At 45.4% G+C, this 23,174-nt stretch carries 19 protein-coding genes and 1 other RNA gene; 7 read left to right on the top strand and 13 right to left on the bottom strand.

Annotated elements, in window-relative coordinates; genetic code table 11:
- Window positions 1-8: 8 nt before the first annotated feature.
- Window positions 9-1,898, bottom strand: coding sequence for a penicillin-binding protein activator (locus tag sps_RS26555; RefSeq protein ID WP_077755250.1), 1,890 nt, complete (start codon window positions 1,896-1,898; stop codon window positions 9-11).
- Window positions 1,899-1,985: 87 nt separating this feature from the next.
- Between sps_RS26555 and rsmI the strand changes: the two genes are divergently transcribed.
- Both rsmI and rnpB read left to right on the top strand, forming a co-directional pair.
- A complete protein-coding gene (rsmI, locus tag sps_RS26550; RefSeq protein ID WP_077755249.1) occupies window positions 1,986-2,831 on the top strand; it encodes a 16S rRNA (cytidine(1402)-2'-O)-methyltransferase in 846 nt (281 codons plus the stop codon).
- A gap of 111 nt (window positions 2,832-2,942) precedes the next feature.
- Window positions 2,943-3,288, top strand: an RNA gene (gene rnpB / locus sps_RS26545) — RNase P RNA component class A.
- Between the two features lie 71 nt (window positions 3,289-3,359).
- On the opposite strand, the gene sps_RS26540 is transcribed toward rnpB, so the two are convergent.
- The 12 genes from sps_RS26540 to nadC all read right to left on the bottom strand — a co-directional run bounded on the left by sps_RS26540 (window position 3,360) and on the right by nadC (window position 15,658).
- The gene (locus sps_RS26540; RefSeq protein WP_077755248.1) at window positions 3,360-4,625 is read right to left on the bottom strand and encodes a quaternary amine ABC transporter ATP-binding protein; all 1,266 of its coding nucleotides are present in this window, start codon (window positions 4,623-4,625) and stop codon (window positions 3,360-3,362) included.
- Window positions 4,618-5,517 (bottom strand): ABC transporter permease, encoded by a 900-nt coding sequence (locus sps_RS26535; RefSeq protein ID WP_077755247.1) that lies wholly within the window; start codon window positions 5,515-5,517, stop codon window positions 4,618-4,620. The genes sps_RS26540 and sps_RS26535 overlap by 8 nt, the downstream gene beginning before the upstream one ends.
- A gap of 83 nt (window positions 5,518-5,600) precedes the next feature.
- The gene (locus tag sps_RS26530; RefSeq protein WP_077755246.1) at window positions 5,601-6,605 is read right to left on the bottom strand and encodes an ABC transporter substrate-binding protein; all 1,005 of its coding nucleotides are present in this window, start codon (window positions 6,603-6,605) and stop codon (window positions 5,601-5,603) included.
- 529 nt (window positions 6,606-7,134) lie between these two features.
- The gene (gene mutT / locus sps_RS26525; RefSeq protein WP_077755245.1) at window positions 7,135-7,545 is read right to left on the bottom strand and encodes an 8-oxo-dGTP diphosphatase MutT; all 411 of its coding nucleotides are present in this window, start codon (window positions 7,543-7,545) and stop codon (window positions 7,135-7,137) included.
- A gap of 5 nt (window positions 7,546-7,550) precedes the next feature.
- Window positions 7,551-7,763 (bottom strand): DNA gyrase inhibitor YacG, encoded by a 213-nt coding sequence (gene yacG, locus sps_RS26520; RefSeq protein WP_077755244.1) that lies wholly within the window; start codon window positions 7,761-7,763, stop codon window positions 7,551-7,553.
- 113 nt (window positions 7,764-7,876) lie between these two features.
- A complete protein-coding gene (gene zapD, locus sps_RS26515) occupies window positions 7,877-8,611 on the bottom strand; it encodes a cell division protein ZapD (RefSeq protein WP_077755243.1) in 735 nt (244 codons plus the stop codon).
- An 8-nt stretch (window positions 8,612-8,619) separates the two neighbouring features.
- Window positions 8,620-9,225 (bottom strand): dephospho-CoA kinase, encoded by a 606-nt coding sequence (gene coaE / locus sps_RS26510; RefSeq protein ID WP_077755242.1) that lies wholly within the window; start codon window positions 9,223-9,225, stop codon window positions 8,620-8,622.
- Between the two features lie 39 nt (window positions 9,226-9,264).
- Window positions 9,265-10,176, bottom strand: a complete 912-nt coding sequence (locus sps_RS26505) for a prepilin peptidase (RefSeq protein WP_077755241.1) — start codon at window positions 10,174-10,176, stop codon at window positions 9,265-9,267.
- Between the two features lie 35 nt (window positions 10,177-10,211).
- On the bottom strand, window positions 10,212-11,486 hold the full coding sequence (locus sps_RS26500; RefSeq protein WP_077755240.1) for a type II secretion system F family protein: 1,275 nt from the start codon (window positions 11,484-11,486) through the stop codon (window positions 10,212-10,214).
- 30 nt (window positions 11,487-11,516) lie between these two features.
- Complete coding sequence (gene pilB, locus sps_RS26495; RefSeq protein WP_077755239.1) at window positions 11,517-13,226, bottom strand: type IV-A pilus assembly ATPase PilB; 1,710 nt, start codon at window positions 13,224-13,226, stop codon at window positions 11,517-11,519.
- Between the two features lie 88 nt (window positions 13,227-13,314).
- A complete protein-coding gene (locus tag sps_RS26490; RefSeq protein ID WP_077755238.1) occupies window positions 13,315-13,740 on the bottom strand; it encodes a prepilin-type N-terminal cleavage/methylation domain-containing protein in 426 nt (141 codons plus the stop codon).
- Between the two features lie 1,000 nt (window positions 13,741-14,740).
- The gene (nadC, locus tag sps_RS26485) at window positions 14,741-15,658 is read right to left on the bottom strand and encodes a carboxylating nicotinate-nucleotide diphosphorylase (RefSeq protein ID WP_077755237.1); all 918 of its coding nucleotides are present in this window, start codon (window positions 15,656-15,658) and stop codon (window positions 14,741-14,743) included.
- Window positions 15,659-15,987: 329 nt separating this feature from the next.
- Here nadC and ampD point away from each other — a divergent pair, with 329 nt between their 5' ends.
- The 5 genes from ampD to aceF all read left to right on the top strand — a co-directional run bounded on the left by ampD (window position 15,988) and on the right by aceF (window position 23,161).
- Window positions 15,988-16,563 carry a 1,6-anhydro-N-acetylmuramyl-L-alanine amidase AmpD gene (gene ampD / locus sps_RS26480; RefSeq protein WP_169916025.1) on the top strand — a complete coding sequence of 192 codons (576 nt, stop codon included), beginning with the start codon at window positions 15,988-15,990 and terminating at the stop codon, window positions 16,561-16,563.
- 97 nt (window positions 16,564-16,660) lie between these two features.
- Window positions 16,661-17,512, top strand: coding sequence for a beta-lactamase regulator AmpE (gene ampE / locus sps_RS26475; protein WP_077755236.1), 852 nt, complete (start codon window positions 16,661-16,663; stop codon window positions 17,510-17,512).
- A 231-nt stretch (window positions 17,513-17,743) separates the two neighbouring features.
- Complete coding sequence (gene pdhR / locus sps_RS26470) at window positions 17,744-18,496, top strand: pyruvate dehydrogenase complex transcriptional repressor PdhR (protein WP_077755235.1); 753 nt, start codon at window positions 17,744-17,746, stop codon at window positions 18,494-18,496.
- 113 nt (window positions 18,497-18,609) lie between these two features.
- The gene (aceE, locus tag sps_RS26465; protein ID WP_077755234.1) at window positions 18,610-21,270 is read left to right on the top strand and encodes a pyruvate dehydrogenase (acetyl-transferring), homodimeric type; all 2,661 of its coding nucleotides are present in this window, start codon (window positions 18,610-18,612) and stop codon (window positions 21,268-21,270) included.
- 13 nt (window positions 21,271-21,283) lie between these two features.
- The gene (gene aceF, locus sps_RS26460) at window positions 21,284-23,161 is read left to right on the top strand and encodes a pyruvate dehydrogenase complex dihydrolipoyllysine-residue acetyltransferase (RefSeq protein ID WP_077755233.1); all 1,878 of its coding nucleotides are present in this window, start codon (window positions 21,284-21,286) and stop codon (window positions 23,159-23,161) included.
- Window positions 23,162-23,174 lie beyond the last annotated feature (13 nt).

The raw sequence follows: 23,174 nt of genomic DNA, 5'->3' as shown, positions 1-23,174 counted from the left end.
AATAGCCCTTATTGTGGGCGCAGGTTGCCTCTCTGGTAACGGCCCCAGCTCAATTTCCTATTCACAGTACCATCGGGAGAAACAGATAACATGCCGCTTCTTCCCGAGAACTGGTAACCGGGTAGCGCGCGCATTTGGGCAAGTTTTCCGACTAATTCTAACGCATCATAACCCATAATATAGAGTCGTTTTTGTCCATAGCTCCAGGTGGGCCATAGCTGTTCCACTAATTGAGTCTCGTTATTACTGTTAATCAACCAAGGAATATCACTGAGGATCAGGTTGTTAAGTTCTTGTGATACTTCTCTTGAATTATCTTCTACCCGGCTGCGGCTGGTGGTGTAAAGAGGGACCGGTTCGGCGAACACACTGAAGTTAACGTCGATAAAAGGCTTTAACAAAGGTAGGTCTTTATTACCAGAGATCATGTAGATGGCATCAATATCACGACGTGAACGAAAATCGGCTTGGATCTTGTTACCCAATAATGCCTTGATCCGAGCGATACGTTCCTTGCTATCGATAACACCCAAGGATTTTTGTACCGTGACTTTCATCTTGTCGCCAGGATCATAATAGTGGATCTCGGCAGGTTCTTGGGTTAATTTTGCCCAGGCTTTACTGAAGCTGTCGGCCATCCTATGACCAACCGAATTGTTACTGGCTAAAACCAGAGGTCTGGTGATTCCATCGGAAAATAGCTTCTCGGCTGCATCACTAGCTTCATGGGCTGGGGATAAGGCAAAATAGAATTGGTCATCGTCAGGAGTAAAGTCATCTACATGGTTTAAAAATAGCTGTGGTACCCGTTCTAAAAACACTGGTGCAGGTGTACTTAATTTGGCTGCCTGTGGGTTATCGCTGGTCGATATACCTGCTGCTGTAGGTATAGGCTGTTGTAACTCTTCGACCTCAGACTGTAGCAGAGGGCCAATGACAAATTCAGCACCTGCTGCCATGGCTTGTTGATAAGCGAGTTGAGTGCCCTTGGCTGTATCGTAAAAATTAATCGAGACCTTATCATCGGGGTTGGCCAGATAGCGTGACATTATGCCGTGTTTGACCGTGCTAGCCACTCGGGCTCTAGGTCCTGTTAGTGGCAGCAATACGGCGATATTATGTGGCTTATAAGGTTTAGTGGTTAAGGCTTTCTCAAGATCCGTTGGCAATTTGATCGAGGCTGGATGTGTTGGGTTCGTGTGTTGCCAATTACCTAAGTGTTGTACCAATTCGTTGGGATTAATAGCGTAGTGCTTCGCTATATATGCCAGCTGTAACCAACCTGAAAATACTGGATCTGCAGTGTCTTTGCTAAAGCTTAGTAAAGTTTGTTCATGCAAGGGCTGTAAGATACGCCAGATATGATCATTGACTTCACTGGCTTGAGCCGTTGGTAAGAGGGTGCTCAAGAGGCTCAGCTGTCTGGCTTGTTCTATGGGCTGTTTAGTCAGTTGGTATAAACGGGCTTTAAACTGGTAGTAGGCTACCATTTGCCAATCGGCGAGTTGCCAATTAGCCGGGTAATTAAGTTCACTTAGGGCATCATCATAGGTCGAAGTTAGCTCGAGTGCTCTTGCGGTTAAGTATTTATGTTCGGCAATTAGCTCAGTTTTTTGCACAAGATTAGGTTTAATCGAGGCTAATGTCTTATTTGCGGCATTACCATTACCCTGATTGATAAAGGCGTGGGCGGCAAGGAGTGCGTATCGATTTTGTATTTCAGTGTTGCCGGCGTTTGAGGCTTTTTCCAGATAATCCGCTGGCTGCAGCGGAGCGCTCACCAAAGAAACCTGTGTGTCTTTTGGTTTTATTTGGGTTGTCGTTGACCCACAACCAAGTAAAATAGTGGCTAAAACCGCAATAGAAATAAATTTAGTTGTATTCAGTCTTTTCAACACAGGTCTTCACTCTGGTAAGATGCAGCCAATAGTTTAACCTTCTCTTACGCCTGACGAAAGTCTTGTAATAGTCAAATTGAGGTAGATATGGATCTGGCGGTCGCTCTTTACATAGTTCCAACCCCAATCGGCAACCTTGCCGATATCAGTTCTCGCGCCATAGACGTACTTAATAATGTGAAATTAATCGCCTGTGAGGACACTCGACACAGCGGTAAACTTTTGAGTCACTTCGGCATCGAGACCAGAAAAACAGCGCTTCATGATCATAATGAGCGAGACAGAGCCGATTGGATCATTCAAAAACTGAGTAATGGTGAGCCTGTCGCGCTGATTTCAGACGCCGGAACTCCACTCATCTCTGATCCCGGTTATCATCTAGTATCTGCCGTGAGAGCGGCGGGATACGAAGTCACTCCTTTGCCTGGCCCATGTGCCGCTATTACAGCACTGAGCGCTTCGGGTTTGCCATCGGATCGCTTCTCTTTCGAAGGCTTCTTGCCATCAAAAGAGAAAGGCCGATTGGATAAATTGACGGCTCTAAAAGAAGATCCAAGAACCTTGATCTTCTATGAGTCACCTCATCGCATTGTTCAGAGCCTCGAGTCATTTTTAGCGGCTTTGGGTGGAGACCGACAGATAGTAATGGGTCGTGAAATTACTAAGACTTTCGAAACCTTTCTTTCGGGAACTGTGGCTGAAGTGCTTGAGGTGGTTAAGAGTGATCCTAACCAGCAGCGTGGTGAAATCGTGCTGATGTGCCATGGTCATCGCAGCGCGAATGATGAGGCGGGGATTCCAACTGAAGTGGTTAATACCCTTAAGTTGCTTGTCGAAGAGCTTCCATTGAAAAAGGCGGCGGCAATTGCTGGGCAGATCTACGGGCTTAAGAAGAATGCACTTTATAAATATGGTTTAGAGATTGGTTTATAAAAGCTGCAGCGAGTTTGACCTAGGGACTTCGTGGGCTTGAGACGACCCAGGTTATTAACTCTGGGCATTTAAGAACTTGCCGTAATCGCCAACACTCGTTATAATCCGCGCCGAGTTGGCCAGACAGTTGCCGCGTTCGTAAGAACGGGGAGGAAAGTCCGGGCTTCATAGAGCAGGGTACCAGGTAACGCCTGGGCGGTGTGAACCGACGACAAGTGCAGCAGAGAGGAGACCGCCAATCTTCGGATTGGTAAGGGTGAAAGGGTGCGGTAAGAGCGCACCGCACGGCTAGTAATAGTCTGTGGCAAGGTAAACTCTACCCGAAGCAAGACCAAATAGGGTTCCAGACGGCGCGGCTCGCGTTGGAACCGGGTAGGTCGCTTGAGCCTGTGAGCGATTGCAGGCCTAGATGAATAACTGTCCACGACAAGACCCGGCTTATCGGCCAACTCAACCTTTTAGAAAAGTCCGCTTATCGAAAGATAAGCGGACTTTTTGCTATTTGCTTCAGGGCTATGTAGCTGTCTACTATTTATCCTTACCGCTCGAGTTTGGCTTTTTTGCGTCTACTTCAGTGCTGTTGTCAGCATCACCTGTGTAGAAATCCGCTAGCACGTCGGCCAGGTGAGTACGGGAAAGCTCACCTTGTAAGTCACCATCGGAATCGACAACGGGCAGAGGAAAGTCTGATTCCATGGTTGCAGGTATGATACTTTCGAGCAGAGCATCAGGTGATATCGGCTCCAACTCTTCTACCTTGAACTCTTCCATCGGCGCTTCTTTATCTGTCTTGACTGCATCTTCTAGTGCTATCTGACACACAACCCCCTGAAAACCCTCATCGGTAACGTAATAGGCGTAGTTAGCCGGGATACGTTTCATTTGTTTGAGCGCCTCGCCTATCGTGTCTGCGGTTAGGCGATATGCTGGGGGTTTCATGACTGTCTCTACAGTTAGAGCTCGCGGTCGGTTTACGTCCTTTACGAAGGCTTCTACATAGTCATCGGCAGGATTGAGCAAGATGTCCACCGGCTCACCCACCTGGATCAGGTTGCCATCTTTGAGGATCGCGATGCGGTCGCCAATTCGCAACGCTTCATCGAGATCATGGGTAATGAAAATGATGGTTTTATGCAGCTCTTTTTGTAGTTCAATCAGTTGGTCCTGCATTTCACTGCGTATCAGAGGATCCAGTGCCGAGAAGGCTTCATCCATCAACAGGATTTCTGCATCGGTACACAGAGCCCTCGCCAAGCCGACGCGTTGTTGCTGACCACCGGAAAGTTGAGCGGGGAACTGCTGCTCATATCCGGTTAGACCGACAGTCTCAAGCCATTGTTTTGCTTTGGAATTTCTCGTAGCTTTATCTATCCCTTGTACACTGAGCCCATAGGCCACATTTTCCAGTACGCTTCTGTGGGGCATTAAACCAAAGCGTTGGAATACCATTGCCATTTTCTTACGACGAAATTGCTCGAGCTCCTTGGTATTGAGCTTCATTACGTCTACGCCTTCAACTAAGATTTGCCCTTCAGTAGGATCGATAAGCCGATTGAAGTGACGGATCAAGGTTGATTTCCCCGAGCCTGATAGACCCATAATCACAAAGATTTCTCCCTTGTGAATGTCGAGGTTGATGGCTTTAAGACCCACTGTATGTCCGGTTTTTGCCAGAATGTCATCCTTGGATAAACCTTCCCTAACCATAGGCATCACGTCGGTTGGTTTTTTACCAAAGATCTTGAAGAGATCTTTTATTTGAATGAGTGGCTCTGTTTGTGATTCGTTAGTCATGCTGTCCACCCTGCATATGTTGCTGAGATCGCTTTGCGTAGGCTTGAGAGGTGCGATCAAAAATAATGGCGAGAGCGACGATGGCTAAACCGTTAAAGAGCCCCAAGGTGAAATACTGGTTGGTGATTGACTTGAGGACTGGCTGACCTAAGCCCTTGACGCCAATCATAGACGCAATCACGACCATCCCCAGTGCCATCATAATGGTCTGGTTGATACCTGCCATGATAGTGGGAGAGGCCAGTGGTAACTGAACCCCCATTAGACGTTGAATCGAATTAGCGCCATAGGCGGTGGCTGCCTCCAGCACTTCTTTGTCTACCAGACGGATCCCCAAGTTAGTCAATCGGATAACTGGTGGGATAGCATAGATGACAACGGCTATGACCCCTGGCACCTTGCCAATGCCAAGTAACATGACCACAGGGATTAGGTAAACGAAGGCGGGCATGGTTTGCATTACGTCCAGAATTGGTGTTACTACAGCCTGAGTTCGATTGTTGCGAGCCATTAAGATACCAATGGGGACGCCCAGTACGATGGCCATTAACGTACATACGGTAATGATACTAAGGGTTCGCATCGTATCTTCCCACATGCCGAAATAGCCGATAAGTAGAAAGGAAACGATGACGCCCAAGGACAATTTCCATGAACGACTGGTGAAATAAACTAAAGCGGTAATAGAGAGCAGTACAGCCCACCAGGGGGATTGCACCAACAGCTTTTCAAACCAGATAAGAAAGCTGAGCAGTGGATCGAAGAAAGACTCGATGGCATCACCATACTCACGGGAGAAGTCCCGAAAGCTACTGTCCAAATATTTACGAATTTCCAGCAAAGTGGAGCGGTCCATTTTCGGAAACTTGCTGAACCAAGAAAAGTCAGCCATTAGTACCTCTATAGTTTTTTACACGGGATAATCTAGATGGGGATAAAAGTCGCGAGGCTCAGTAGGCCTCGCGTTTTTTGGGTTTATAGTGCTTTGATTGCCGATTTAACCTTTGCGGCAACATCGGTGGGAACCCATTTAAGCCAGATGTCTTCATGATTCATCAGGAAGTACTCGGCTGCGATATTGCCATCTGCCTGGTTATCTTCCATCCAAGCGAGCAAGCCATTCATTTGGGCATTGGTCAGAGAGCGTTTACCAAGATACTCAAATCCCTGGGGTGATCTTTCGGCGAAGGCTGTGGTGGTGACAGTTTGTACCAGTGCCGATGGATACATGGTGACCTTAGGTTCTGCGCACTCAACTTGTGAGATACAATCGCGAAAATGATCCGCATCGATACCGGTACCAAAATCTACCTTGGTCATTTTGTATTTACCTAATATCGCCGTGGGTGCCCAATAGTAGCCAAACCAAGGCTTTTTACGCTCATAGGCTCGGGCAATGGAACCAGACAGGCCAGCTCCTGAACCAGGATCGACAAGATCGAATCCAGCAGCATCGAGCTTTAGGGCTCGATACAGGTTTTCGGCCGAGATTTGACAGCCCCAACCCGCCGGGCAGCCATAAAATGCGCCACGTTCAGGATCTTCCGGGTGTTCAAAGCTTTTTACTTTAGCGATAACTCCTTCAATGGTTTTTAGACTTGGATCTTTGTCGACCATATATTGGGGAACCCAAAAGCCTTCTTCACCGCCATCGGAAAGTGAATTACCTGCGATAGTCAGCCGCTTGTCATTGACCCCTCGTGCGATAAGCTCTTTAACGTTGTTGCTCCAGATCTCCGGGGCGATGTCTGGCTCACCTTTTTCAACCATTGAGGTGCTGGTAGGCATAGTATCGCCTGGGATCAGCTCGGCTTCACAGCCATAGCCATGTTCTAGAATGAAGCGGTCAACATTCGCGATTAATGAAGCCGAGCTCCAATTCATATCTGCGATAGTGACTTTACCGCATTGCTCTTGGGCAAAAGCTTGATGTGTAGCGCTACTAAGGAGTAAACCACCAATTAAAATTATACTTTTCATAAGAACTCAGTGCTTTAGGTTAGAAAATGTTGCGCACGTGCCTTTCACTAACAATTGTTAGAGTTCAATCTTGGGGCTGTACTTAGCTTGTTGCAGGCGACGGCATGATTACAAATCCTTTACCAAAATATTCCAGCGGCAAATGATTTGATATCAATAAGCTAACATGGCGTGCGCCTCGTTAACAGCCTTGTAGGTTAAGGCCATCGAGTTTAATCATTTTTCTGACAGCATTTCAGGCACACTTTTTCACCCTATCAGGCGCAGTATGCCTGTTCGCCAATGGGACAATTAATCTGCAACTTAATCAATAAAGAACATTTTTAATATTCTAAATATACCGATTGGTATGAGCGGGAGAGAAAATAATAACGTATTTAAAATTTCTGTGTGAATTGGCTTTAGTGATCCTGTTACAGATTTTAAAGGTATAAATGCATACAAATCTTCAAGATTAGTGGTTACGGAGTGCTATGACAGGTCAAAGTGGTCAGATATTTGGATGAAAGATACTTGAGAGCTAGATGAACTAGCTCATTAAAATTTTCTCGATAATAGGTTTATTGGCATCGGGGAAATCGTAGTCATGTAAATCTGATTTAGCGACCCACTTAACTTCCTGTCCTTCAAGCCCTTGAGCTTCTCCTGTGAAGCAAGTTACCCAATGGATATCTAAGAGTACTTGCTTATCTGGGTAGTCATGACTGATGCTCATCAGGGAGCTTGTGTCTGTGATGGTTAAATCAACTTCTTCTTTCAACTCTCGAGCTAATGCTTGGGTTACAGATTCTCCTTGTTCGACTTTACCGCCTGGGAATTCCCATTTTCCACCTTGATGGAGATGAGTGAGGCGTTTGGCCAGTAAAATCTGATTATCTGTATTCATTATCACGCCTACTGCAACGTGTACTCTTTTGGTTTTAGCTATCGAGACTGACAATTGGATTAATCCTCTTTGAAGAAACCTGATTCATCATATCCCTGGGCATCCAGAGTCTCATGATCAAATTCGGGTTTGACTGGAATCGCGTGTTTTTCGGATGCCCAGTCTCCTAGGTCGATTAACTTACAGCGATCGCTGCAGAAAGGCTTAAATTTGGACTCAGAATTCCAGATCACTTCAGCTTGGCAGGTGGGGCATTTTACTCGGGTTGTCATTGTTTGGTCTCTACAAGGTAGGCTCGTAAACTTGGCTTTAACTGTGGGTTAAGATGTAGCCCAAGTATAGCTGTTTAAACATGATGTTTTATATGCGAGCTATAATACTGACTTTAGATGCAGGTTGCTAACTTAAACTCAATCGCTTTATCCGAGTGTTTCTGTTGATCGAATTGTACGAAGTGAATAGCGTATCTATTCTTATGGCCGCTAATGGTTGGGTAGCAGCCTTGATGGGAGTCTAGTTGCACTCTAATTAATGACAGTGCCTGATTACTATTGCCTTGATAGAAGCCTGCTTTCGCCACGGCTTCAGTATACTCAGTTGTTAACCTAGTTAGTTCTAAAAGCAGACTGATTGGTGTTAGTAAAACTCTAAAGGTATCTAGCCATTGTGAGTACTCATTTTTTCGAACATCCCAGGGCTTGGCTAACCAATAATGAAGTTGTGGTAAGTCAAAGTTACAACATGCTCCAGGCATGTTGAATCTTTGACGTAAAGCCATTAAGAATCGATTCTGTTTTAGTTGGCTACCAGGTCTTTCGCTTGTTTGAAGTGTTTCTCGAGCATTGGATAGTTGGGATAAGTACTTTTCGACTTGCTGTTTATCTATGTGAGGCAGGCTTTTCCAATTTGAGAGTAGTAAAATCTGCTTATCGAGATCTTTCAGGACTTCGCCGCGATAGTCGCATCGCTCAGCCAACTCACATAAAGAGAAAAGTGGATAGAAACAACGATCTTGATGATCTTGATCCAAGTTCATTTGCAGTTGTTGTTCAAGATACTCAAGTCTAAGGTAGCTTCGAGTTTTCTCGTTTAAAGGCTGTTCATAGATCAATTCAGTCATGGCGATTATTAAGCGTTATTGGACAATTTTAAATAATTATTATGTAGTGCAATTACTTTGCTTTTTAGCGCCGATATCTCTCCATGATTGTCTATGACATCATCAGCTTTAAGTAGCTTCTCGGCTCTTGGGGCCTGGCTACTTATAATTTTTTCTACTTGCTCGTTAGTTACCGAATCCCTGTTAACTGTACGCTTTCGTTGTTGTTCCGGTGAAATATCAATCAAAAGTGTACGATCTACTAACCTATCTAATTCATTCTCAAATAGCAAGGGAGCGACAAGAATTGTGTAGGGTGATGACGAAGCGGCTAATTGATTTAGCATCTCGGTACGTATTATGGGGTGTAATAAATTGTTGAGCCAACTTCGCTCTTTCGGCTGATTGAAGATGATCTCTCGTAGAGCCGAGCGATCTAGGCTAGCATCTTGGTTCAAGATTTGTCTGCCGAAATGGTCGACGATTTGATTTAAACCGCTAGTGCCGATTTCTACCACATCTCGTGCGACGATATCGGCATCGACTAGCTCGATGCCTAATTCCGCAAATAGATTGGCGACTGTGGTTTTGCCGCTACCTATACCGCCAGTTAAGCCTATTAAATATTTAGACATAATCTTATTTTTTACACCATTCTATGAAGAGCTGTAGCTTTATAGGGTGGACAGATACCAATTATTGATATCACTGCCCCAGATCATGGCTATCCAGCCTGCTAGGGCGATATAAGGCCCAAAGGGAATTGGATTACCTTGATTGAGTTTCTTGCTGATGATCAGCATGATGCCAACAATCGCGCCGACTACTGATGAGAGGAGGATGATGAGTGGCAGTAGCTGCCAGCCAAACCAGGCACCAAACACCGCTAAAAGCTTGAAATCTCCATACCCCATACCTTCCTTACCTGTTAACAGTTTAAATGCCCAGAAGACACTCCAGAGGCTCATATAACCCGCTGCCGCTCCGATTAATGCATCGGTTGGACTGGTAAAGGTGCTGTTTAGGTTTATCAGCAAGCCTAGCCATAGCAAAGGTAGGGTGAGCTGGTCGGGAAGTAGCATCTCATCGAGATCTATACCTGTTAGAGCTATCAGTACGAAGGTGAGCAATGTTGCGAAGGCAAATTCCCAGCTAGGACCGAAATGAAGCGCGAGAAAGGCCACAGCCAGCCCAGTTAGTAACTCTATTATTGGGTAGCGTGCCGATATAGGCGTGCTACATGAAGCACACCTTCCTTTTAATATTATCCAGCCAATAACAGGCAGGTTATGCCAGGGCTTGATATCTGTCTTGCATTTGGGGCAGGCAGAGCCCGGTACTATCAGGTTATATTTCTCAGGAAAGCCATCTATGGCTCCTTCGAGCGTTTTTGAGATAGAACCAATGAGCTCTTTATGGTATTCATTGAGGTATTGATTACATTCTTGCTGCCACTCACGCTTCATCATCACGGGAAAGCGATGAATAACGACATTGAGGAAACTGCCAATAACGGCGGCAAAGATAAAAGCGATAGCGCTAAATAGCCACAAGTTGTGGCTCAATATGGTTATTAATTCTGTCATTAGATTTCTGGTTATTTGATGTTAATGGAGTCTTGCTAGTTAATAATCTTACCCATTTCGAAGATAGGAAGATACATGGCGACGATTAAGCCACCGACTAAAGTGCCGATCACCACCATCATGATAGGTTCGATTAGGCTTGATAGTCCGTCTACGGCATCATCTACCTGCATCTCGTAAATATTGGCAACCTTGTTGAGCATGTCATCGAGCCCACCGGACTCTTCTCCTATCATCACCATCTGGATCAGCATATCAGGGAATAAGTTGGTGGTGCGCATGGCGATGTTCATTTGCATCCCTGCCATGACCTCACTACGAACCTTAATTAGTGCTTTGCGGTATACGGCATTACCAGAGGCGCCAGCTGCTGATTCCAGGCCATCAATAAGAGGCACACCAGCTGAGAAAGTGGTCGCTAATGTACGTGCGAAACGTGCCATGGCGGCTTTATGGAGGATGGGACCAATAGCTGGTATTTTAAGGACCGAGGTATCTACTTGATCTCTAAATGTTTGAGAGCTTCTGTGTGCTCGAGTAAACAGAAACGTTCCGATTATAATTGCTACTGCAAAAATATACCAAGAGGCTTGCAGGGCTTCAGAAATGCCTATGACAAACTGGGTAAACGCAGGTAGTTCGGCACCAAAACCGGCAAATATTTCTTGGAACTGTGGCACGACAAAAAGTAATAGTAAAGTTGTGACGCCTATGGCAACCACAACCACTGCAGCGGGGTAGAACATGGCCTTCTTGATTTTAGATTTAAGTGCCTCAGCTTTTTCTCTATACATGGCGACACGGTCGAACACCGCATCTAAGGAGCCTGAGTGCTCACCGGCGGCGACCAAATCCACATAAAGGTCGTCGAAATATTGTCTATGGGGTCTCAATGCATCGGACAGTGGGATACCGGCTTGTACATCATTGAGAATGGTGCCTAAGAGTTCACGCATCTTGGCTTTTTCATGACCTCGACCTAACATCTCTATGGTTGTCACCAGAGGCACTCCAGCAGAGAGCATGGTAGCTATCTGCCTAGTTATCATGGCGATATCCATGGCATTTATCTTGGGAGCGCCCAGTTGAAATAGGCTTGCCGATTGCTTCTTGACCGATTTTGGGGTGACACCCTGAGTTTTCAGCTGACTTCTGACTTCGGCAGCTGTGGCACCTTTTAGCTCCCCAGATGTTTTTTGACCGGCTTTATTGACACCTTTCCATTCGAAGGTAATGACCTTAGGCTGGCTCTTAACATTGGCTTTCTTAGCTCTTGCTTGTCTTTTTTTAACTGTACTAGCTGTAGCCATAGCCCTTCCTTAAAATAAAAATGGTCGAGTTTAGAAGCTGGTGACTCGATTAATCTCGGCGATGCTGGTGACGCCTTGAGTGACCTTGAGTAGCCCCGAGTCTCTTAGATCTCGCATGCCTTGCTCCTTGGCCGTAGTGGCTATCTCTAAGGAGTTACCGCCTTCCATGATGATACGCGCTATTTCCTCTGATATCTTCATCACCTCATAGATGCCCACTCGGCCCTTGTAGCCACCGGAGCAGAGATCACAGCCAACAGGTTTATAGGTGGTGATACCTTCATCTATGTTCGCCTGTTTAAATCCAAGCTTTTGTAGCTCATGTTCTGGGATCTCTTCTGCTTGCTTACACTCGGGGCAGAGGCGACGTGCCAGACGCTGGGCTATGATGAGGTTTACCGAGCTAGCTATGTTGTATCCGGGCACGCCCATGTTGATGAGGCGAGTCAAGGTTTCGGCTGCAGAGTTTGTGTGCAGTGTAGAGAGCACCAAGTGACCTGTTTGTGCCGCCTTGATAGCTATCTCGGCAGTCTCTAAGTCTCGAATCTCACCTACCATGACTACATCGGGGTCTTGACGAAGGAATGAGCGTAAAGCCGAAGCAAATGTTAGGCCAGCTTTTAAGTTTATATGGACCTGGTTAACCCCTTCGAGGTTAATCTCCACCGGATCCTCTGCGGTAGAGATATTACGAGCCTCTGTATTGAGTATGTTGAGGCCTGTATACAGGGAAACTGTTTTACCCGAACCTGTAGGGCCGGTGACAAGTATCATGCCTTGGGGTTTTTCTAGCATCTCCTCGTACAATTCACGCTGATCGTCTTCATAGCCTAATTTTTCGATGCCAAGTTGCGCCGAAGAGGAATCTAAGATACGCATTACTATCTTCTCACCCCAGATTGTGGGCAAGGTGCTGACACGGAAATCGATAGATTTAGTACGAGATAGCTTCATCTTGATGCGGCCATCTTGGGGGACTCGGCGTTCGGCGATATCCAGCTTGGACATTACTTTTAAACGAGCCGATATGCGATTAGATAAGTTTACCGGAGGCTCAGATACTTCATGTAAGATGCCATCGATGCGAAAACGTATGCGGTAACGTTTCTCATAGGGCTCAAAATGCAGATCCGATGCGCCTTTGCGTATGGCATCGGTTAAAATCTTATTGATATAGATAACGATAGGCGCATCATCACCACTCTCGCCTGTTTGTTCCTCTTCACGCTTACTGGGATCGTCTACTTCTATGTCGGCGAGAGAGGATTCATCTATGCCACTGATATCCAGTGCGGAGATGTCCTCTTCTAAGGTTTTCTCTATTGCCTTGGTGAGCTTATCATCTTCGACCAATATGGCTTCGGCATGTAGGCCTGCACTGAACTGGAAGTCTTCTAGCGCTGCGATATTCGTGGGATCGGAAGTGCCTATATAGAGACGGTTTCCCCGCTTAAACAGCGGCAAACACTTATGTTTCTCGATAAGCTTTTTGTTGAGGAAGTCTTCGGGAATGCTGGCGATGTCAAACTCATCTAAATCTAACAGCGGCGTGCCATATTCTTCATAACAGAGTTCGGCTATCTCGCGGGCAGAAATTAGGTTTTCTGAAACAATAGTAGAGACGAGAGATTGTTTAGTTTGGCGTGATTTAGCGATAGCAGATGCGATCTGCTCTTCGGTGAGCAAATTTTTACGGATGAAAAGAGTGGATAAGCCTAAGTGTAGGCCTGTTGTGGGCATTCAGTTATCTCATATAGTTAGTATAATAAATATAAGTTAGTCAAAAAGAATTTCTGACTAACTTATATCTGAGTTTTATAGCTATTTGCTATAAACCTGCGCCATCTTCACACAAGGTTTTGTCACCAGCATCAGCAGTAGTTACGAGATATGCCACACCGCCTTCAGCATCAAATGTAGCAGTCATGATACATGTAGAATCAGTCCATGTAAGAGTTACCGCCGTATCTCGAGCTGTAACTGCAGACTCTGCTAATTTAGCGTTTTTACCTACTTCTGCGGTAATATCTGCACCACAGCCAATACCTGTTTGAACACAAGTCTGCACCTTCTGTGAGAAGGCTGTTAAGCCCTTCATTGCAGCGCCACCTTCTGCAGAAACTACATAATCTTTATATGCAGGTAGTGCAATTGCGGCGAGAATACCGATAATTGCAACAACGATCATTAATTCAATCAGAGTGAAACCCTGAGCCTTCTTGTTTAGTCTATTTTTCAAGTTAATGCCTTTCATTTTCTCTCTCCGTTGACTTAAATCGCTCGACCCACTCTTCTCATTAATAAGAGCATCTACTCTACTCTTTACAAAACTAAGCTAAAGAGAGGAGCTGCAACTCTTTGCTCATGCTAACTTAGACTCATCTAAGCTAGAATCAGTAAAGTAACTTAATTATAGACGTCTTAGCCGTATTGCTCCTGCGCTAGCTAAACTTTCCTTACTAATCCATTAAGACTAATTCTAAGAACTCTAAAACAAATTCTAAGAGCATCTCTAAGATAAACGTTAAAATTAAGTGTTTGTTACTATTTCTCATCTTGAAATCAGAAATTGGGTCTTACTTTTCGTGTCATTTTGCTAAATATTTAAAGTTACTGTTTAGAAAACTTAAGCTTCGAATAGGCTCGAACCTAAGTTAATTCTACTCTTGCTGTTGTTGCTTTTATTTACTGCTTGTTATGTACTTTCCGGCAAACCGCACCTAGTGTTCTCCTCCTACTTTTTTGCTCGACTCTTAACCCTTTAATAGCGGCTTCGAAAGCTTGTTCGGCTTTTTCAAGTGGCTCTTTTTAAGGAACCTAAGTGAACCTAAGGTGAGGTTGGCCGAAGTGGCCATCTCGCCTACGTCCAAAGTTAGTACAAAGTTAATGGAAATGGAACTGTAATTTACAACAAAGTACTAATTTGGCGATGATTTAGTCTAAAGAAGTTAAATTAGTGTTAATTGGGTTCTAGTGTTTTTTTGGCTGTGTATGAAAAACTGTCACTTTAGTTTCGAGTGTCAATTTTTGGGCGCTTTTGTGGTGGCTAATGTTGTTTGTTTTTTATGCATGTATATCTTGCTGGATACAGATGTTATGCCGTGTTTATTTGAATTGGGGGAGGTGGTAATTAAATGTAGGTGAGCTTAGCTCTTCTACTTATTTCTTCTACTTAGTTCTGATATGTTAGCTGTTATAAAAAAGGTGACTCAGCGAGTCACCTTAAAATCTAGTATAAGGAGCATCGCTGGTGATTAGTGTTTCAAACGAAGAGACAGGTCGAGGGCATGGACATGCTTAGTTAGCGCACCAACAGAGATATAGTCGACGCCAGTTTTTGCAAAATCTGCGATAGTATCTATAGTGACGTTGCCCGATACTTCGAGTTTGGCCTGTTTCTCGTCGGTCAGACGTTTATTGATTTCTACCGCTTCGAGCATCATGGTCACGTCGAAGTTATCCAACATGATGATATCCGATCCCGCTTCCAGCGCCTGCTGTAGTTCTAAGATGCTTTCTACTTCTACTTCGACTATTTTATCTGAGTGAAGCTCTCTGGCTTTAGAGATCGCTTGAGCTATGCCGCCACAAGCCATGATGTGGTTTTCTTTGATAAGGAAGGCATCGAACAGGCCGATCCTATGGTTCTTGCCACCGCCGCAGGTGACGGCATACTTTTGAGCGGTCCGTAACCCTGGAATTGTCTTACGTGTGTCCAGCAGCTTGGTATTGGTGGTGGCTATCTTATCCACATAATGTTTGGTGAGTGTTGCGACCCCAGATAAGGTTTGAATGAAGTTCATGGCGGTGCGCTCGCCTGTGAGGATGGCTCGGGCCGGGCCTGATAGCTCACACAGAACCTGATTGGCCACTAACAGATCACCATCATCAACATGCCAGTGTAGGGCAACTTCTCCACCGAGTTGGTTGAAGACCTGCTCAGCCCAAGCTTTGCCACAAAATACACCCTCTTCACGTGTGATTAAGCTTGCTTGTGCATGCTTGTCTGCCGGGATGAGTTGCGCCGTGATATCTGCATTAGCCCTATTTATGCTACTCATATCCTCTGGGCTATTAACATCATGGCTGGCCGCGGCTTGAATCGCGGCTTGATAACCTAGGTCCTCTTCAAGTGCGGCTTTGACTGCAAGCCTAATATCATTTTCCAACATTATCGGGATCCTTGGTGAGCTTAATTTAAAAGCTGGGTACGACAGGTGAATGATTTAGAATATAAATCGGCTGTCATGCTTGATAAGAGTAATAATAACAAATTTGATTTATAAAGGTAGAGGGTAGCGTTGATACTCTATGGCTTGTTGATTCATTAGCTAAAGAGCTCAAGGCCGATTCATTATTTGAGCTACACTTTTCCAAGTTACAACACTGGTATCTGATGAGAGTGTCAGCGATGTAGTAGTGAGCTCGATGGGTCTTTTCAGTGAGAGGTCTAACTGGTAAAGTGCTGATAAGATATGACGGATTTCGGGTTAACTTATTGTTGATTAAAGCTAAGCTAGTTCCTAGTTTTGAACTGGGGTGGGCCGATGGGATAAAACGGTGTGTGTCACCACATTTTAACTCAAGGCCTGATAATGAGGTCAGCCTTTTAGTTATTCATAATATCAGCCTACCAGCAGGCTGCTTTGATACACCCTTTATAGGTCAGCTTTTTCAAGGTTGTTTAGATATCGCTGCAGATCCCAGTTTTAAAGATCTTGAAGGTCTCGAAGTCTCGGCACATTTCCTTATACGCAGAGATGGCAATATTATCCAGTATGTCTCTTGTGATGAACGCGCCTGGCATGCCGGGGTATCAAGTTTTCATGGGCGGCAAGGGTGCAATGATTTTGCTGTTGGCATAGAGCTAGAAGGTACAGATACCCAAGATTATACCGAGTTACAATATCAGGAGTTGGTTAGGCTGACCCTTGGCTTGATGGCAAGATATCCCATGTTAAATTTGGATGCTATTGTCGGTCATTGTGACATCGCGCCGGGCCGAAAAACCGATCCCGGTGATTGTTTTGATTGGATTAGATATAAACATGAGTTAACCCTGGGACTGAGTCAGTAATATCTCTACAGTTGATAGCTGAGAATACCTTAGGCTTGCGAGATAAATGAGCCCAAGTACTGGATGTTTCAATTTGAGTAAAAAGGATGGACTTAATATGGCACTGTTTTCTTTATTAGTGGCGATAATGGTTGAGCGATTAAAGCTGTTACCTAAGTCATGGCAACTCGAATCATTTCTAGAACTCTATTCTGCCAACCTCTTTGGTAAGCAGCAGCTCAACTCAGAAGCTATGATGGCGTTGGCGCTTCTTTTGCCAGCTGTCACAGTTTTTGTGGCGACTTGGGCTGTAAGCGGCTTGTTATGGGGGGGAGTGAGTTTATTGTTTTGGGTTGGTATCTCAATTTTGTGCTTTAGCCATCAGAAACAAAGAATGGCTTTTAAGCGATACATGCAGGCGGCTTGTCGAGGCGATTCTCAAGCTTGTTATCATTTTGCCGAAGAACTAGATTGTAAGCGCTCTATTGAGGCTGTCAGCGAGAGTGATTTAGGCGCTAAAGTCGGTCAAAGTGTTACTTGGCTCAATTATCGTTTCTACGGTGCGGTAGCTCTTTATCTCATTTTTTTCGGCCCGGCGGGTGCAGTCTTATATTGTACCGTACGTTACTTTGCCGATGAAAGTCGGCAGAAATCACTGGAATTACCTTTAGTGGATAAGGTACTAATGCTATTAGATTGGCTACCGAGCCGTATTTTTTCTTTCGGCTATGTGCTCAGTGGCCAATTTTCTCAAGCGTTCAGTAGTTGGCGACAGCTGGGGTTAAGTCTGAATCATAGTGCCAGGGACATAGTGACTCAAGTGGCTTTAGCCGCAGAGCCCAAGCCTGAAGCATCGTCAACTCCCATTTGTGTCCAAGCAACATTGGCATTGCTTCAGCTGAGTAAACGTAATTTCATTTTATTGTTAACCACGCTTTCTCTGTTAACTATCTTTGGTGTGGTGGCGTAAATACAGCTTAAGAATGGTCAGGCTCTCTTGGTCTGTTGCTAATGAATGTCTATGAGTGATTGTCTATTAGCGACAATGGTCTGACCTTTATAGGTTATTTTTCCGCTATGCTCACACATCGTGAGTTTCCCTGACTCAGGTCACTAACTGGACTTTCAAAACGTGATTTGCTAAAGTGCGCTCAGTCGACTAAATTGGTAAGACCAATTTACAATAGGAGCTGAGAGCCATATGGCTTATAACAAAATAAACCAGCCAAAAATCTCTGACGTCATCATGGGTCAGTTAGAGCAGATGATTTTGGAAGGAAGCCTACAACCAGGTCAGAAACTGCCTCCTGAGCGTGAACTGGCACTTCAATTTGAAGTATCCCGTCCCTCGTTACGCGAAGCCATTCAAAAATTAGAAGCTAAAGGCTTGCTGTTGCGCCGTCAAGGCGGTGGCACCTATGTCAAAGAACAGCTTTGGCAAAGTTTGGCAGACCCCATAGTTGAATTGATGCATAGTGACTCTGAGAGTCAGTATGACCTACTCGAATTTCGTCATGCCACCGAAGGCATGATGGCATATTTTGCCGCGCTTCGTGGTACCGATGCCGATATGCAGAATATCAAGCGCACCATCATGGAAGTGGAAGCGGCGAAAGAGATCGAGTTACAGGCGGAAGCCATTGTACGTTTTTATCGTGCCATAGCAGAGGCGTCACATAACGTGGCCATGTTGCATCTGGTACTCAGTTTAGCTCCTGTGTTGCATAAGAACGTGGCACAGAACCTGGAATTGCTGAATCGAAGAGAGGAAGCATCCACAAGGGCAAACGAACATAGGCTGGCATTGCTAGCTGCAATCGTTCGCCGTGATCCCGAAGCGGCCCGTGAAGCCTCGAATGAGCATTTGAGCTACATCGAGGAAGTGATGCTGACCGTTAGGGAAGAAGATAGTCGGTTGCAGCGCAGTCTGCGCCGTTTAAAAAGTGGTGATTAGGCACTCTGCGATGTGAGAGTCTGCCCAGCACCAAATCATATTTTTAATATTTTTAATATCACTAAGTACTGAAGTTAGGTACTTGGGTATTACGTATAGGAAAGGACTGCGAAATGTCTGAACATATGCTACAAGATCTGGATCCATTAGAGACTCAAGAATGGTTATCTGCTCTAGAATCAGTTGTTCGCGAAGAAGGTGTTGAGCGTGCTCAGTATCTACTGGAACAAGTACTCGATAAGGCCCGTTTAGACGGCGTCGATATGGCGACTGGTATCAATACCAACTATATCAACACCATCCCCACCAGCCAAGAGCCTGCATACCCAGGTAATACTACGCTAGAGCGCCGTATTCGTTCTATCATTCGCTGGAACGCGATCATGATTGTGCTACGAGCGTCTAAGAAGGATTTGGATCTAGGTGGCCATATGGCATCTTTCCAGTCTTCAGCTGCATTCTACGAAGTCTGTTTTAATCACTTCTTCCGTGCACCAAACGATGTAGATGGTGGTGATTTAGTCTATTATCAGGGCCATATCTCCCCAGGCATTTATTCACGTGCATTCGTAGAAGGTCGCTTAACTGCTGACCAACTAGATAACTTCCGTCAAGAAGTCGATGGTGAAGGTATCCCTTCATATCCCCATCCAAAACTAATGCCTGAGTTCTGGCAGTTTCCGACTGTTTCTATGGGTCTGGCTCCTATGTCTTCTATCTATCAGGCTCGCTTCCTCAAGTACCTTCATGGTCGTGGCTTGAAAGATACCTCTGCCCAGCGTGTATATGCCTTCTTGGGCGATGGTGAGATGGATGAGCCTGAATCACGCGGTGCGATTTCATTTGCGGCTCGTGAAAAGCTAGATAACCTATGTTTCCTAATTAACTGTAACCTGCAGCGTCTCGATGGCCCAGTGATGGGGAACGGCAGCATCATTCAGGAGCTTGAAGGCCTGTTTAGAGGCGCAGGTTGGAACGTCGTCAAGGTTATTTGGGGTAACAACTGGGATTCACTGTTAGCCAAAGATACGACTGGTAAATTGTTGCAGTTGATGAATGAGACTGTGGATGGTGATTATCAGACATTTAAGTCAAAAGATGGTGCCTACGTACGTGAGCACTTCTTTGGTAAGTACCCAGAAACCGCTGCGCTTGTTTCAGATATGACTGATGCTGATATCTTCGCTCTTAAGCGTGGTGGTCATGAGTCATCTAAACTTTATGCTGCCTTTAAGAACGCTCAAGATACTGTTGGTAAGCCTACAGTGATCTTGGCCAAGACCGTTAAAGGTTACGGTATGGGCGGCGCAGCCGAAGGCAAGAACATTGCTCACCAGGTGAAGAAGATGGACATGACCCACGTACTTCAATTGCGTGACCGTCTCGGCCTTCAAGACCTGCTGACAGATGAGAATGTTGCCGAGCTGCCTTATTTGTCTCTAGAGGAAGGTTCTGAAGAGTATAAATACTTACATGCTCGTCGTGACGCACTGCATGGTTACACGCCTCAGCGTCTGCCTAACTTCACTAAGCCACTTGAACTGCCTGAAGTTGATGAGTTCAAGCCGCTACTTCAAGAACAGAAGCGTGATATTTCGACCACTATGGCATTTGTTCGCTCGCTAAATATATTATTGAAGAACAAAGGCGTGGGTCAGAATATTGTACCTATCATCGCCGATGAGGCGCGTACATTTGGTATGGAAGGCCTGTTCCGTCAGATAGGTATCTATAATCCTCAGGGTCAGAACTACACACCACAAGATCGCGAAATTGTTTCTTACTATAAAGAGGCTACTTCGGGTCAGGTACTGCAGGAAGGTATCAATGAGTTAGGTGCTATGTCTTCATGGGTTGCTGCGGCAACATCATATAGCACTAACGATTTGCCTATGATCCCATTCTATATCTATTACTCTATGTTTGGTTTCCAGCGTGTTGGCGATATGGCATGGATGGCGGGCGATCAACAAGCGCGTGGCTTCCTACTCGGTGCTACAGCCGGTCGTACCACATTGAACGGTGAAGGTTTGCAACATGAAGATGGCCATAGCCATGTTCAGGCAAACACAATTCCAAACTGTATCTCTTATGATCCGACATTCGCCTATGAAGTTGCGGTCATCATTCAAGATGGTATGCGTCGCATGTATGGTGATCAGGAAAATGTGTTCTATTACCTGACTCTGATGAATGAAAACTACGCCATGCCAGCTATGCCTGAAGGCGTTGAAGAAGGTATTCGTAAGGGTATCTACAAGCTTGAATCATACAAAGGTAGTAAGCAGGTTCAGCTGATGAGCTCTGGCACTATCATGAACGAAGTGCGTAAGGCGGCGAAAATTCTAAGTGAAGAGTATGATGTTGCATCTGATGTTTACTCGGTCACTTCTTTCAACGAATTAACTCGTGAAGGCCAAGGTGTAGAGCGTTACAACATGCTGCATCCTGAAGCTGAGCAGAAGCAAGCTTACATTACTCAAGTCATGAGCACTGCACCTGCAATCGCTGCTACAGATTACATGAAGAATTACGCTGAGCAAGTTCGCGCCTTCATGCCGTCAGAATCATTCAAGGTATTGGGTACCGATGGTTTCGGTCGTTCTGACAGCCGTGATAACTTGCGTCGTCACTTCGAAGTGAATGCTGGCTATGTAGTCGTCGCAGCACTGACAGAACTAGCTAAACGTGGTGATATTGAAAAATCTGTAGTGGCTCAGGCCATCGCTAAATTTAATATTGATGCAGATAAGATCAACCCGCTATACGCGTAAGAGGCAAAACAAAATGACAATCGAAATTAATGTACCTGATATTGGTGCGGATGAGGTTGAAGTCACCGAGATCTTAGTCAGCGTTGGTGACAGGGTTGAAGAAGAACAATCGCTTATTTCTGTTGAAGGCGACAAAGCCGCGATGGAAGTGCCAGCATCTCAATCGGGTGTTGTGAAAGAGATCAAGGTTGCGGTTGGAGATAAGGTCGCTACCGATTCATTGATCATGGTCTTTGAAACTGAAGCAGCATCGGCACCAGTAGCTCAAGCTGCGGCCGCTCCTGCGCCAGTAACGACTGCTGCCGCACCAGCGTCTGCAGAGCTAAAAGAAGTCAATCTACCGGATATCGGTGATGATGAAGTCGAAGTAACTGCTATCTTAGTCAATTTAGGTGACAGTATTACTGAAGACCAGCCAATCTTAAGTGTCGAAGGCGACAAGGCATCGATGGAGGTGCCTGCTCCTTTTGATGGCGTCTTAAAAGAGATTAAAGTTGAGATCGGTGACAAGGTTTCTACTGGGAGCTTGGTATTGGTGTTCGAAGTTGCAGGTTCAGCAGCAGCGACGACTGCCGTGGCTGCTCCTGCTGTACAAGCCTCTGCTCCAGTTGCCGCTGTTGCAACAGTACAAGAGGTTGCAGTCCCCGATATCGGTGATGATGAAGTCGAAGTGACCGAAATCATGGTCAAAGTCGGTGATAACGTGACCGAAGAACAGTCACTGATCAGTGTCGAAGGCGATAAGGCTGCCATGGAAGTACCGGCACCTTTTGCTGGTACGATTAAAGAGATCAAAGTCGCCACTGGTGACAAGGTTTCTACCGGCTCCTTAATCATGATTTTTGAAGTCGCTGGTCAAGCGCCTGTTTCAGCAGCTGTAGCCGCAGCGCCAGCTCCTGCAGCAACTTCTGTATCTGCCTCTACGGCTAAGCCAGCTAAGACTGACTTTGTTGAAAATGAAGCTTATGCACATGCATCTCCTGTGATCCGTCGTCTTGCTCGTGAGTTTGGTGTAAACCTTGCTAATGTAAAAGGTACGGGCCGCAAGAGTCGCGTGATTAAAGAAGATGTGCAGAACTACGTTAAGGCTGCAGTTAAGCAAGTTGAGTCGGGTAGTATTAAAGCTGCTGCCAGCGGCGGTAACGAGCTTAACTTACTGGCTTGGCCAAAAATCGATTTTAGCAAGTTTGGTGAGACCGAGGTTAAGCCATTATCTCGCATTCAGAAGATTTCCGGTGCTAATCTACACAGAAACTGGGTGAAGATCCCCCATGTTACTCAGTGGGATAACGCCGATATCACAGAACTCGAAGTATTCCGTAAGGCGCAAAATGCGGCGGAAGCTAAGAAAGATTCTGGCATGAAGATCACTCCATTAGTATTTATCATGAAGGCGGTGGCTAAGGCTCTTGAAGCTTTCCCGACATTCAACTCATCTCTGTCAGAAGACGGTGAGAGTTTGATCATGAAGAAGTATGTTAATGTCGGTATTGCCGTCGATACGCCAAATGGTCTGGTTGTCCCTGTTTTCAAAGATGTGAACAAGAAGGGCATCCATGAGTTATCAGACGAATTAAAGTTGATATCTAAGAAGGCACGTGGCGGTAAGTTAACGGCTTCAGACATGCAAGGTGGTTGTTTCACTATTTCTAGTCTGGGTGGCATTGGCGGCACGGCATTTACCCCAATTGTAAATGCCCCAGAAGTGGCAATTCTTGGGGTGTCTAAGTCTGAGATGAAGCCGGTTTGGAATGGCAAAGATTTCGAGCCTCGCTTGATGTTGCCTCTATCACTGTCATACGACCATAGGGTTGTAGATGGCGCCGAAGGTGCACGTTTCATCAGCTATTTAAACAGTTGCTTATCAGATATTCGTACCTTAGTACTTTAAAAAAGGGGCTGCT

This window comes from Shewanella psychrophila (genome assembly GCF_002005305.1).
Classification (GTDB): Bacteria; Pseudomonadota; Gammaproteobacteria; order Enterobacterales; family Shewanellaceae; genus Shewanella; species Shewanella psychrophila.
The sequence above is the reverse complement of the archived record's forward strand: the minus strand, read 5'-3'. Positions and strand labels throughout refer to the sequence as shown.